This is a genomic window from Falsigemmobacter faecalis (assembly GCF_003863335.1).
GTDB lineage: Bacteria > Pseudomonadota > Alphaproteobacteria > Rhodobacterales > Rhodobacteraceae > Wagnerdoeblera > Wagnerdoeblera faecalis.
This window is the reverse complement of sequence record NZ_RRAZ01000019.1, coordinates 1-12,948: the sequence shown is the minus strand read 5'-3', so window position 1 is coordinate 12,948 and position 12,948 is coordinate 1. Positions and strand designations below refer to the sequence as shown.

Below are 12,948 nucleotides of genomic sequence, written 5' to 3'. Positions count from 1 at the left end.
TTTTTCTTTTGGTTTGGTTAAGTGCTCATCGCGCACAGATCCGAGGTGGCAATCAAATATGCCGGCTGCACAAGGACTTGGCGACTTCATCAAAGATCGCGGGAAAAAAAATCCGGGCGATGGTCCAGGTTGCAATACGAACATTCCCTTTTGAATTAGAGATTCCTACATTTCAGACCGTAGTAGATTGTCGAAATTTCCAATAGACGCCTCAGTCTTCCCGGCTCACTCTGATTGTACGTCCGTCAGGGGGAGCCAGTTTGACCGCCTATTCGCCCAACTCAGATCAGACCCCTGCAGCCCGCGCGGCTTCGGTCGCGCCCGAGGGGGCGCTGGCATGGGCACAATGGATGATTCAGCGGAAGACAGTCGCCCTCACCGGGAGCGAACAGGCCTTTGCAGAACAACTGGCCGGGCTGCTTCCCGCGAAAGCGGCAGATATCCGCGTTCACCCGGCCGGGGATGGGAGGGCTAATCTTATTGCCACCTGTCATGGTGCGACACCGGGGCCGCATATTGTATTCTGCGGTCATATCGACACTGTCCCGCTGGGGGCTAAGCCCTGGAGCTGTGATCCCTTCGGCGCGGAGGTGCGCGCCGGGCGCCTCTGCGGGCGTGGCGCTGCGGATATGAAAGGCGGCAACGCCGCGATGCTGGCAGCTTTTCTTGATCTCGCAGATCAGCGGGAGTTTCCCGGACGGCTCAGTTATGCACTGACATTTGGCGAAGAAACCGGTTCTGAGGGGGCGGCGCTGATGGTCAAAGACGGTAGTCTGCCGCGCTTTGATGTCATGATCATCGGCGAGCCAACGAACAACCGGATCGTGCGCCGCCACAAAGGGGCCCTCTGGCTGCGTGTCTCGGCACGGGGAAGGACAGGTCATGGCTCGATGCCCCAGATGGGCATTAATGCAATTGATCTGCTGACTAATCTCTCGGCAGTTCTGCGCGACGCGCTGGCCGGGCTGGGGAGTGACCCGCAGCTCGATCGCACGACACTTTGTCTGACGCGGCTTGAAGGCGGCGTGCAGACCAATGTTATCCCTGATTTTGCCATCGCCGAATTCGATATCCGCACGTTGCCCGGGCAGGATATCGAGCGCGTTCTCGGCATTGCGAGGGATCTTGCTCGTGATCTGTGCACTCAGCAGCCGGGCGCCGGGATCAGCTTTGAGGTTATTGCCTCTTTGCCGGCGCTTGACACGCCGGAGGATGATCTGAGCCTGCGCGCTGTCGCGGAAGCCTGCGCCGCTCTTGGCCTGCCCGAAGTGGCAGCGGGGGGCGCGAGCTATTTCACGGATGCGTCTCTCCTGCAAAATCTGGGCGGATCTGTCGTCATCATCGGGCCGGGCGAGCCGTCCGAGGCTCATCAGACCGACGAAAGTCTGAGCGTTGAGGCTCTGGAGACCGCAGTGAGCCTGTACCGCGAAATCGCCATCCGACTTTTCACTCTGTACCGGCCGGTAACCCGGTCTGCAGTGGCGGCCGATATTTAAGCGATCCCCGGCAAAACGGGGACTTTCACCAACAGGAGATCAATATGGACAGACGTGCCTTTTTAAAGCTGGCTGCAACGGCCTCCGGCACTGCGGTACTGAGCGGTGTTCCTTTGATGGCTGCCGCTCAGGCGAAGGGCGGAGTGCTGAATGTGGTCGTGCAGCCCGAGCCTCCGGGTATCATGATCGGCATCTTTCAGAACGTTCCCAGCCAGATGGTCGGGGGGAATATCTTTGAAGGACTGTTGCGCTTTGACGCTGATCTGAAACCCCATCCGCTGCTGGCTGAAAGCTGGGAGTCTGCCGCTGACGGCATGTCCCACAGCTTCAAGCTGAAAGAAAACGTTCTGTGGCATGACGGCAAGCCGTTCACCTCGGAAGATGTAGTTTTCAGCCTTGATAAGATGCTGCGTGAAACCCACCCGCGGGTTCGCAACTTCCTGACGGCGGTCGAAAGCATCACCGCAGACGGGCCCTACAAGGTGGACTTCAAAATGAAGCACCCCTTTGCGCCCTTCATCCAGAGCTTCGAAGTCGGCTCGATGCCGATGCTGCCCAAGCATCTTTATGAGGGCACGGATTACGCCGGCAACCCGGTCAACTCGGCCCCAATCGGGACCGGTCCGCTGAAATTTGCTGAGTGGCAGAAGGGCTCTTTCCTGAAGCTCGTCGCAAATGAGCAGTATCATGAAGAGGGTCTGCCCAGCATCGAAGCCGTCTATTTCCACGTGATCCCCGATGGCGCCAGCCGCGCCACCGCCTATGAGACCGGCAAGGTTGATGTCCTGCCCGGCGGTTCGGTGGAGTATTTTGACATTGAGCGGCTGTCGCAGCTGCCCAATACCGAGATCACCACCAAGGGTTGGGAATTTCAGGGCTCTCAATGCTTCCTGTGGCTGAACAATACCTCGAAATGGGTCTCCGACAAGCGCGTGCGTCAGGCGCTGATGTTCGCGCTTGATCGCGAAGCCATGCGCGACATCGCTTTCTTCGGCTATGCCAAAGTGGCCCCCTCGCCGTGGAACAGCTCGACGAAATATTACACCGAAGACATCAGGCAATACCCGCGCGATGTGGAGAAAGCCAAAGAGCTGCTGAAAGAGGCAGGCTACGACGGCAGCCCGATCCGCCTGCTGCCGCTGCCCTATGGTGAAACCTGGCAGCGCCTGGCCGAGATCGCCCGGGAGAACCTGTCGGAAGCAGGCATTAACGTTGAGTTCACCGCAACCGATGTGGCGGGCTGGAACCAGCGTCTGGGCGATAAAGACTATGACATCGCCTTCTCTTACATGTCGCAATACGGTGATCCGGCGCTCGGCGTTGCGCGTCTTTACACGACCTCCAACATCATCAAGGGCTCGCCCTGGAACAACGTTTCTGCATTCTCGAACGCTGATCTCGACGCACTCTTTGATGCCGGTGCGCGTGAAGTGGACGAAGAAAAACGCGCGAGGATCTATCAGGACGCTCAGGCGCTGATCGCCGAAGAGGTGCCGCTCGCCTGGCTCTTTGAGATGATCTGGCCGACCATCCACCGCGCAAACATCAAGAACCTGATCTCTTCCGCCGTGGGGCTGAACGACAGCCTCGGCCGCGCCCGGATTGAGTGATCTGCTGCGGGCGGCGCGCGATTTGCGGCGCCGCCCGTGACCCGCTGCCTGCGGGCCCTGACAGGTCCCGAGGGCACTTTGACGACGACGTGCAGATAAGGAAGACGGTGTGAACCGGCTCAGCTTTTTGATCGGCAGAATTTGTCAGGGGATTCTCGCCCTTTTCGCGATTGCAACCCTCAACTTCTTCCTGATCCGCGCCGCGCCCGGCGATCCGGCCGCCGTTATGGCGGGTGAAGCGGGAGCCGTGGACGAGAAATTTCTACAGGTCGTCCGGCTGCAATACGGGCTCGATCTGCCGATCCTGCAACAATGGTGGATCTATATCTCTGGCATCGCCAGGCTTGATCTGGGCTATTCCTACCGTCAGCAGGCAAGCGTCGCGAGCCTGATCCTGGAGCGTCTGCCCGCCACCCTCGTGCTGACGATATGCGCCTTTGTGTTCTCGCTTGTCGTGGGGGTAACGCTGGGCGTGCTGGCCGCACGCAAGCCCGGCAGCCTCACGGACCGGCTGATCGGTTTTCTGGCGCTGATTTTTTATGCCGCGCCGATGTATTGGCTGGCGCTGATGGCGGTATTGATCTTCTCGATCCGGCTCGGCTGGTTGCCAGCTTTTGGTTATCAGAGCATCGGTGCCGACTATCACGGCTTAGAGGCACTCCTGGACCGTATGCGCCATCTGGTGCTGCCGACGCTGGCGCTCTCCTTTTTCTATGTGGCGATTTATACCCGCATGACGCGGGCCAATATGATCGCCATGTCGCAGATGGCCTTCGTGAAAACGGCCCGTGCCAAGGGAGCGGGCGAGACCCGGATCCAGCTGCGCCATGTGTTGCGCAATGCGCTTTTGCCGGTGGTCACCCTGGCGGGCCTGCAGGCCGGCAATATGGTCGGCGGGGCGATCATGACGGAAACGGTTTTCGCCTGGCCTGGCGTGGGGCGGCTGATGTTCGATGCCCTGATGCAGCGGGATTACAGCCTTCTGCTGGGGGCATTCCTGATCACGGCGGCACTGGCCATCATTTTCAACATCATCACCGATATCATCTATACCCTTGTCGACCCGAGGATTGCCCTGTGACCCGGCCGAACCTTCTGCACAAAATGTTCTCGCGAGCGGATGTCTGGCTGGCCACACTGGTCCTTCTGGTCATTGTCGCACTCGCTGTCGCTGCGCCTCTGATCTATCCCAAAGGCCCCTGGGCCATGGGCGGGCGACCTTTCCTCGGACCGGCGGGGGATCTGCGCTTCCCGCTGGGGACCGATACAAACGGGCGCAATATTCTCGCCGGTCTGATCTGGGGAGGGCGGGTCTCCCTGGTGATCGGATTGGTTTCCACCGCCGTGGCCGTCTCAATCGGGGTGCTGATCGGCGCGGTTGCGGGCTATGCGGGTGGGCGTGTTGACGCCGCGCTCATGCGATTTACTGAAATTTTTCAGGTTGTGCCGGGATTTGCGCTGGCGCTGGTGCTGGTCGCAGTGCTTCAGCCTTCTGCCGGTTCGATCGTGCTTGCGATCGGAGTCGTCTCCTGGCCGCCGGTGACGCGTCTGGTGCGGGCCGAGTTTCTCTCGCTCCGAAGTCGCGATTTTGTCTATGCGGCCCAGCTTCAGGGCCAGAGCAGCCTGCGCATCATGTTTCGCCAGATCCTTCCCAATGTCGCCTCGCCGATCATCGTGATGGGTTCTCTTATGGTGGCAACCGCGATCCTGCTGGAATCGAGCCTTTCCTTCCTTGGTCTGGGCGACCCGAACCGAATGAGCTGGGGCTTTATGGTGGGCGCATCGCGCACTGTGCTGCGGCAGGCCTGGTGGATGGCGACATTTCCGGGGCTTGCCATTGCGGTGACCGTGCTCGCGCTCAATGTCCTCGGCGAGGCTCTCAATGACGCACTCGGCAGTCAGTCGGGGAAGAGATAATATGACAGCATCCCTCACCCCGCTTCTCACCGTTGAAGGTCTGAACATTGCCCTGCCGCCTGGCGCCGACCGTCCGCTGGCGGTTGAAGGGGCAGAGTTCACGCTCTATCCCGGGCGTACTCTGTGCATCGTTGGCGAATCCGGCTCGGGAAAATCCACGATCGCAGACGCGGTCATCGGCCTGCTGCCCCGCCCGCATCTTCGTCCTGCGGCGGGACGCATCCTGTTCGAGGGCCGCGATCTTCTGACGCTTCCTGAGACTGCGATGCGCCGCCTGCGCGGCGCCGAAATCGGTATGGTTTTTCAGGAACCGATGGCCGCGCTGAACCCGTTGATGAAAATTGGCGCACAGCTGGAAGAAGTGCTGGAGATCCACCTTGATCTTCCTGCCTCAGAGCGGCGCACCCGCGCCCTTGCGGCGCTGAATGATGTCGGCCTGCCGCGGGTTGAAGAGATCTGCGACAGCTATCCTTCTCGCCTGTCCGGCGGTCAGCGCCAGCGCGTGGTGATCGCCTGTGCGATGATGCTGGAGCCGAAACTTCTGATCTGCGATGAGCCGACGACGGCGCTGGATGTGACGACACAGGCGCAGATCCTCGCCCTGATCGCAGATCTGCAAAAGCGCCGCGGCACCGGCGTTTTGTTTATCACACATGATTTCGGCGTGGTCTCCGAGATCGCAGATGACGTTATCGTCATGCGCCAGGGCCTTATTGAAGAAGCCGGCCCTGCCGCCCAGGTGCTGCGCAACCCGGCCTCGGCCTATACCCGCCAGTTGATTGATGCGATCCCCACAGGGACCGCGCAGCAACGCCCCGATCCGGGCGGCGCACCACTGCTGGAGATCGAGGGCCTGCGCCGGGTTTACAGTCTGCCAGGTAAGCTTTTCCGCGCTCCCCGGCAGGTCGAGGCGCTGAAGGGCATCTCGCTGAGCCTGGCGGCAGGGCAGACCATCGGGATCGTTGGCGAGTCCGGATCGGGGAAGTCCACCCTCGGCCGTTTGGTCGTGGGGCTGGAAAAACCCGATGGCGGCAGCCTGCGCGTCAAGGGCCGGCCGCTGGTGGCCCATCGCTTTGACGGGCGGGTGCAGATGATCTTCCAGGATCCCTTCGCTTCGCTGAACCCGAAGATATCAATCGGCGAGACGATCGCCATCGGCCCGATCACCAAAGGCGTGCCTCGCGCGCAAGCCTGGGCACGCACGGAAGAACTTCTGGAACTCGTGGGGCTGCGCGCAGAAGCTGCGCGACGGTATCCGCATGAATTTTCGGGCGGCCAGCGCCAGCGTGTGGGCATTGCGCGGGCATTGGCGATGGATCCGGAGCTGATCGTGGCCGATGAACCGGTTTCCGCGCTTGATGTCTCAGTCCAGGCTCAGGTGCTCGATCTTTTTGAAAGCCTGCAAAAGAGGCTGAACTTTGCCATGCTCTTCATAACCCATGACCTGCGTGTTGCGGCCCGGATGTGTGACCAGCTCGCCGTCATGCAGCGTGGCGAAATCGTCGAGACCGGCCCCAGCCACGAGGTTCTGCGCGCACCGCGCCATACCTATACCCGGACCCTGCTGGCAGCGATCCCACAGCTGTTCAGCCAGACTGAGAGGGAGTTCAATTGATGTCCGTTACTGCTATCTGGATCCGCGAGTCGGATCATGTCGCCACGCTGACTGCCGGCGTGTCCGCAGGAAGCGCGGTCCTGATCACCGGCCAGGGCAATCCGCGCGAGATCACGGCCCTGAGCGATATGCCCGCGGGTCACAAGCTGGCTGTCTGTGCCATCGAGGCGCATCAGCCGATCCTGAAATACGGCGAAGTGATCGGGGAAGCGACCGAAGACATCGCCCCCGGTGCCCATGTTCACATTCACAACTGCCGCGGGATTAAAGCCCGCCGCTTCGGCTGAAGGGAAGAGACGCCATGAAATTCCAGGGGTATCGCCGCCCTGACGGGCGCATCGGCATCCGCAACCACGTTCTGATCATTCCCACCGTGGCCTGTGTGAACCGGGTGGCGATGGAAATTTCCAACCGTACCGGTGCTGCCACCTTCATGCATCCCTATGGCTGCACCTTTGACGTCGAGGAAAACCGCACGACGGAAGAAGCCTTTATCGGCCATGGTCTGCACCCCAATGTCGGCGCCGTTCTGGTGGTCAGTCTGGGCTGTGAAACCGCCTCTGGTTCAAAGGTCTTTGACGCCATCAAAGCCTCCGGTCGTCCGGTTGAGCGGCTGGTGGTGCAAAAAGCGGGCGGCTCCCGCACCACGTCTGAGACCGGGGTGGAGATCGTCAGCCGGATGAAAGCCGAGCTGGCGGCTCAGCCCGCTGAGGAGGGCGATCTGTCCGAACTGATCATCGCGCTGGAGTGCGGCTCCTCGGATGCGTTTTCCGGTCTTACCGCCAATCCGGCGGTTGGCGAGGCGGCCGATATCATCGTCGATGCGGGCGGCACGGTGATCCTGTCAGAATTGACTGAGATGGTTGGGGCGGAGAATGTGCTCTACCGGCGCGGCCGCACTCAGGAAGTGCGCGACAGCCTGATGCGCCGCATCAAGGCCTATGAGATTGAGCTCTCAATGAGCACCGAAGATGACAGCGGTGTCTTCATCTCGCCCGGCAATATCGAAGGGGGTCTGACCACCATCGAGGAGAAGTCGCTCGGCTGCATTTACAAGGCCGGCACCCGCCCCATCGTGGAGGTGGTCGACTACGGCCAGGCCCCGCGCGAAAAGGGCGTCGTGATTATGGACACCCCCGGTTACGACATCTCATCGGTCACCGGAAAAGTTATCGCGGGCGCGCATATGGTCCTTTTCACCACCGGAAAGGGCACACCCTCGGGTTCTGCTGTGGCGCCGGTGCTGAAGGTGGCATCAAACAACCGCGTCCTGCGTGAGATGCCCGATGACATCGACATCAGCGCCGGCGACGTTCTTGAAGGGACGAAAACGCTGAAGCAGGTTGGTGAAGAACTGGTCGATCTCGTGATGCGCACCGCCCGCGGTGAACACGGCAAGGCGGAATATTTCGCCATTCAGGAGTTCGCCATCCCGAATGTCTCGGTGCTGCGCAAAGAAGTGCTGCATGCCGAGTTGGAAAAACGCAACGACTTCCGGTTCCTCGCATGAAACTTGCCTATATGTATGCCACCCCTGAGGTTGCTCCTGCAAAGGTCACGGCCATTCAGGGTGACCCGGAGCATGCTTTCGCCGCAATCGCGGCAGAAGGCTTTTCCGGGGTCGAACTTCTGGTCCGCGATCCGCGGGCCTTCGATCACGACCGCCTTGAAGCACAGATCCGGGCCGCTGGTCTGGAAATGCCCGCCGTCTGCACCGGCGAGGTCTATGGTGAGGACCTGCTGTCCTTTGCCGACCCGGACCCGGCCCGGCGCGCGGAAGCCATTGAGCGGATGCTATCTGCAATGGACTTCGCGGCGCGTTTTGGGGCCATGGTCAACGTCGGGCGTCTGCGCGGCCGCTACCGTGATGACGTGCCGGCAGATGCGACCGAAGCTCTCATCCTCGATGCCTTCCGGACTGTTGCCGATGCCCGGCCGGACACGCGGGTGGTTCTGGAGCCGGTCAATCATCTCTACGCCAATTACCTCACGAGCACGGCTGCGGCCTGCGACTTCGCCGATCTGGTCGCGCGTCCGAATGTCGGGCTGATGCTCGATATGGCGCATATCACGATTGAGGGTGAGGCCCATGCTGAGAGCCTCGCGGCGGCAGGCGACAGACTTTGGCATTACCACATTACCGACAGCGACCGCCTCGCCTGCGGGGAGGGGACCTGGGATATTGGCGCAGCGCTTGATGAACTGCGTGCGACCGGCTTCGACGGCTGGATCACCGCCGAGCATTTCCAGAGCCCCGACGCAATGAGCGCCATGCGGCAGTCGGCCCGCTGGCTCGCTGAATACCGCGCCGCGCGCGGCCTTTAATCTCTATCTGACAGACAGGCATTATCATGAAGATCATTCGCTACAGCCATAATGGCGCTGAAAACTGGGGCATCCTTGAGGGCGAAACCCTGCGGTGCCTGCCCGAGGGGCCTTATGGAGCGCTGACCCCGACAGGCGCGCCCATTGCGCGTACAGATGTGAAACTGCTGGCGCCGGTCAAACCGGGCAAACTGGTCTGTGTTGGTCTGAACTACGTGCTGCACGCGCGTGAATCCGGCCTTGCTCTGCCCGAAGAGCCCATGCTGTTCATGTGCTCGCCCCAGGCGATCATCGGGCCAGAGGACGTAATCGTGCTCGACAGCCATGAGCAGCGCGTTGAGTTCGAAGCCGAGGTCGGGATTGTGATCCGTAAGCGGGCCCGTAATATCTCTGCTGCGGAGGTCGATGGCTATATTCTGGGCTACACCTGCGCCAATGATGTCTCAAACCGCGATCTACAGCTCAAAGACAAGCAGTTCACTCGCGCCAAGAGCTTTGATACCTATAAGCCCATGGGCCCTTGGATCGAGACGGATCTCGATCCCGACAATCAAACGATCCGCCTGCTGCAGAACGGCGAGGTTCGTCAGGACAGCACCACCGCCGATATGATCTTCCCCACCAGATTTATCGTGGAATTCATCTCCGGTATAATGACGCTTGAACCTGGCGATGTGATCATCACCGGCACCCCTTCGGGCGTGGCCCCGATGAAGACCGGGGACCGCATTGAGGTGGAGATTTCCGGCATCGGCACCCTTGTAAACACGGTCGTCTGACAGATATCAGCCGCGCAGGGTGGATGCCCTGCGCGGACGCTCAGGGCCGGAGGTGCAGCGCCAGAAACAATCTGACTTTGTCAGCGGTGCTGAAATCAGCAAAGCCCAGAAGACGGCGGGTGCGGTCCAGCCGGTGGCGGACCGAATTGACATGGAGCCCGAGCCGTGCGGCTGTGCGGCTTAAACTCTCTCCTTCATCAAGCCACACCCGCAGCGTTTCGCGTAACTCTGCCGCGCCCTCAAGCGGCGAAAGCTCGGCATGAAAGGCCTGGTGCAGTGCGGTTTTCACCGCCGGATCACTCAGCACATCCGCTAAAAGAACGTCGCGGTAGTTCGTCATCCGGTTGGGCCCGCTGAGCCGGGAACCAAGCGCGAGGGCAGTTTCCGCTTCGTGCATCAGGGACAGGGCATCGCGAAAAGCGCCTGGCCGGGAAACACCAAGCGCAAACTGCGGCGCCTCTGCGCCGCTGCAATGGCGGGTAAAAAGATCCGTCAGACCGCGCAGAATGGCCTCATCCACCTGCAGTTCCTGCCTCGCGCAGAGAGCAAATCGGTAATGCCCGTCCTGGGCATGATTGCTCCAGAAGCAAAGCTCATGGCGCCGGATGTACTGCTGCAGACGAAAATCGAGGATCGGCTCTTTCTGCCTGTCGTGCAGAAAGAGCCTCGCTTCAATGAAACGCCAGCGGCTCTCAGAGGTGTTAACGGACCGGGCAAGCTCTTCGCGCAGGGGAAGAGACACGGAGGGATCCGCGACTTCCGCGAAGGCGCGCTCGAACGGGTTCAGCCGGGAGTTCTGAAGCTTTGACTGGTCCGCTTCATTGCGCAGCAGTTCCTGCAAAAGAGGCCGAACCAGACGCAGACATTCCAGATCAGTCCGTCCTGCGGCAGGGCTGTCGGGGGATTCAATCGCCACCAGCGCCATTGCCCCTGAAGAGAGTTTTTCGCGCACGGAAATCAAAGGCAATCCGTCGGGTCGGAGGGACTTAGGTCCTGCATCAGGCCCGTCTGAAGGCATATGTTCCGAAGTCGTGAGCAATGCCCGCCACTCTGACAGTTGCTGATAAGAAAGACCGCGATCGGTCACGCGCGTGCCGCTTTCTGTCTCGGCAAGCAGCAGGAAGGGCGCGCGAAGAAAATCCCCCAACAGATGGGAAATCGCCTCAAAGCTGACAGGAAGGCTGCGATACTGCGAGAATGTGCGATACAGTACGCCGAGCTCGGCGTCTTCAGCGCTGTCGCGCAGCCGGGAAAAAATAGCGTGGATCAGATCGCTCCAGGCCAGGGATCCGGGCAGGGAGATGATCGGGAGGCCCAGGTCATCAGCGCGGCGCAGGACCTCTGAAGGGATGTCCCGCAAATAACGGGTGAGTTTCACCCCAAGCCCTGCGGCGCTGCGCTGCGAAAGCCCTTCAAGCAAAGCCACCAGGGCTGTTGGGTCGCTTTGTAGCGGAAAGGTCGTCGTGACAACAAACTCCTGTGGCTTGACCCAGTTCATAGCATCCGGGGCATCGAGCACCGTCACAGATCTCACGGCATTGCGGATCATCCTGTCGCCGGCCAGGATATGGCTGCCCTTCAGCATTTCCCATTTCAAGATATCGTTCAAACGAAGCACTGCGCGCGCCCTCCCTCAGGTGCAGATATAACCTGCCTTGGTCAGGGCTCCGGTTCCAGTCAGTCCGTTAACAAAAAGTAACAGGCTGAGCCTGGCAACTGTGTTTCTCTCCGGATCAGGCGCTCCATCTCTGTGTTGATTTGAGGATGGCATTCGCAATCGCCACGAGCCGCCTGGCGATTGCAATGATCACGACGTTATGGGGCTTCCCCTTATCGCGGAGACGCTGTGACCTGCCACTGAACTTTCCTCCGGCCGCGACTTGCGCCCGGTTGTTGTTGATCCGCTACCCAACTATGGACCGCCCGGAGGCAGAGTTTTCCGGCTTCGCTCAGGGTGACGGGCTGATGACACCCCCTGATTTCGTCAGCATGATCGGGACCTTGTTGCCGATCGCACCGTGTGGCCGTTCCTCGTTGTAGTATCTACGCCAAGCCTCCAACTTTTCTGCCGTGTCCGCAAGTGTCAGGAACCAGTGCTGGTTCAGACATTCGGCCCTGAACCTGCCGTTGAATGCCTCGATGAATGCGTTGTCGGTGGGCTTTCCGGGCCGGGAGAAGTCAAGGACCACCCCGCGCTGGTAAGCCCAGAGGTCCATGTCCCGCGAGACAAACTCGCTCCCCTGGTCCACGCGGATGGTTTTGGGATACCCGGTGACGCGGCAGACGCGATCGAGCGTCGCGACCACATCTTCGCCGCGGTAGCTATAGCGGACGTCCAGAACCGGCACGTAGCGCGAGAAGGTGTCTACGACAGTCAGGACCCTCAGTTTCCTGCCCGTCGCCAATTGATCGTGCACGTTCGTCGGCAAAACAGTCCCCCGGACTGTTTTGTTATCCTCCTCACTCCATCGCCCAGACCTCGTTCGGCCCAACGGCGACAGCACGATCATCGCGCAGTTTTGCCTTCACCCGGCGCTTTGGCGTCTTGTGCCTGAGTTGCATGCCCAACTCCTTGTAGATGCGACAGACTTTCTTGACATTGACGCCCCAGCCTTCACGGGCCAACAAGACATGAACGCGTCGATAGCCATATCGAACACGAGTTTCACAGATCGCTTTGATCAGCTTTGCGACAGCTGCCTGATCGGTGCGGCGGGAGTGGTAGTGGAACGTCGAGCGATCAAATCCGATGGCCCCACAAGCCTGTCGGATCGACACCGCCCAATCGCTGCACATCCCGCGAACCAGTTCGCGCATGCGACCAGGCTTCAGAGCTTTCGCCGGATCACGTCCTGTAGCATCTCCCGATCTAACGTCAGGTCCGCCACGATCTTCTTAAGTCGCGCATTCTCATCTTCGAGTTGCTTCAGGCGCTTCATCTCACTCGGCAAAAGGCCGGCATACTTCTTCTTCCAATTGAAATAGGTCGCCTGGCTGATCCCTGCCTTACGGCAGATCTCCGCAACCGGAGTTCCTTCTTCACCCTGCTTGATGATGAACGCTTTCTGGTTCTACGGGCTTACGCGGCCCCACTGGGGCCCCGGTCCCTACGAACTCCGAAAAATTGCTCGCCTTCATCCGTTTCCGCTCCTCTCTCAGCCAGGCTCAGGACCTACTAAATTGCTTGCGGTAGCGAAAAATCATTG

At 60.3% G+C, this 12,948-nt stretch carries 10 protein-coding genes and 1 pseudogene; 9 read left to right on the top strand and 2 right to left on the bottom strand.

Annotation, left to right across the window (positions count from 1 at the left end; genetic code table 11):
- The first annotated feature begins 260 nt into the window (after positions 1–260).
- The 9 genes from EG244_RS13305 to EG244_RS13265 all read left to right on the top strand — a co-directional run bounded on the left by EG244_RS13305 (position 261) and on the right by EG244_RS13265 (position 9,742).
- Positions 261–1,496: a M20 family metallopeptidase gene (locus tag EG244_RS13305; protein ID WP_124965483.1), complete on the top strand. Its 1,236-nt coding sequence runs from the start codon at positions 261–263 to the stop codon at positions 1,494–1,496.
- Between the two features lie 44 nt (positions 1,497–1,540).
- The gene (locus tag EG244_RS13300; protein ID WP_124965482.1) at positions 1,541–3,106 is read left to right on the top strand and encodes an ABC transporter substrate-binding protein; all 1,566 of its coding nucleotides are present in this window, start codon (positions 1,541–1,543) and stop codon (positions 3,104–3,106) included.
- A 109-nt stretch (positions 3,107–3,215) separates the two neighbouring features.
- Positions 3,216–4,187, top strand: coding sequence for an ABC transporter permease (locus EG244_RS13295; protein ID WP_124965481.1), 972 nt, complete (start codon positions 3,216–3,218; stop codon positions 4,185–4,187).
- Positions 4,188–4,210: 23 nt separating this feature from the next.
- Positions 4,211–5,023 (top strand): ABC transporter permease, encoded by an 813-nt coding sequence (locus EG244_RS13290; RefSeq protein ID WP_124965526.1) that lies wholly within the window; start codon positions 4,211–4,213, stop codon positions 5,021–5,023.
- Position 5,024: 1 nt separating this feature from the next.
- Positions 5,025–6,638: a dipeptide ABC transporter ATP-binding protein gene (locus tag EG244_RS13285; RefSeq protein WP_124965480.1), complete on the top strand. Its 1,614-nt coding sequence runs from the start codon at positions 5,025–5,027 to the stop codon at positions 6,636–6,638.
- Complete coding sequence (locus tag EG244_RS13280; protein WP_124965479.1) at positions 6,638–6,925, top strand: UxaA family hydrolase; 288 nt, start codon at positions 6,638–6,640, stop codon at positions 6,923–6,925. Before EG244_RS13285 ends, EG244_RS13280 begins: the two co-directional genes overlap by 1 nt.
- Positions 6,926–6,939: 14 nt before the next feature.
- The gene (locus tag EG244_RS13275) at positions 6,940–8,148 is read left to right on the top strand and encodes a UxaA family hydrolase (RefSeq protein WP_124965478.1); all 1,209 of its coding nucleotides are present in this window, start codon (positions 6,940–6,942) and stop codon (positions 8,146–8,148) included.
- Entirely contained in the window at positions 8,145–8,963 is an 819-nt protein-coding gene (locus EG244_RS13270; protein WP_124965477.1) for a sugar phosphate isomerase/epimerase family protein, read from the top strand. Before EG244_RS13275 ends, EG244_RS13270 begins: the two co-directional genes overlap by 4 nt.
- A gap of 26 nt (positions 8,964–8,989) precedes the next feature.
- Positions 8,990–9,742, top strand: coding sequence for a fumarylacetoacetate hydrolase family protein (locus EG244_RS13265; RefSeq protein WP_124965476.1), 753 nt, complete (start codon positions 8,990–8,992; stop codon positions 9,740–9,742).
- A 40-nt stretch (positions 9,743–9,782) separates the two neighbouring features.
- Here the strand turns inward: EG244_RS13265 and EG244_RS13260 are convergent, their stop codons facing one another.
- Both EG244_RS13260 and EG244_RS13255 read right to left on the bottom strand, forming a co-directional pair.
- Entirely contained in the window at positions 9,783–11,351 is a 1,569-nt protein-coding gene (locus EG244_RS13260) for a PucR family transcriptional regulator (protein ID WP_124965475.1), read from the bottom strand.
- 340 nt (positions 11,352–11,691) lie between these two features.
- Positions 11,692–12,798: pseudogene (locus EG244_RS13255) on the bottom strand (IS3 family transposase).
- Positions 12,799–12,948 lie beyond the last annotated feature (150 nt).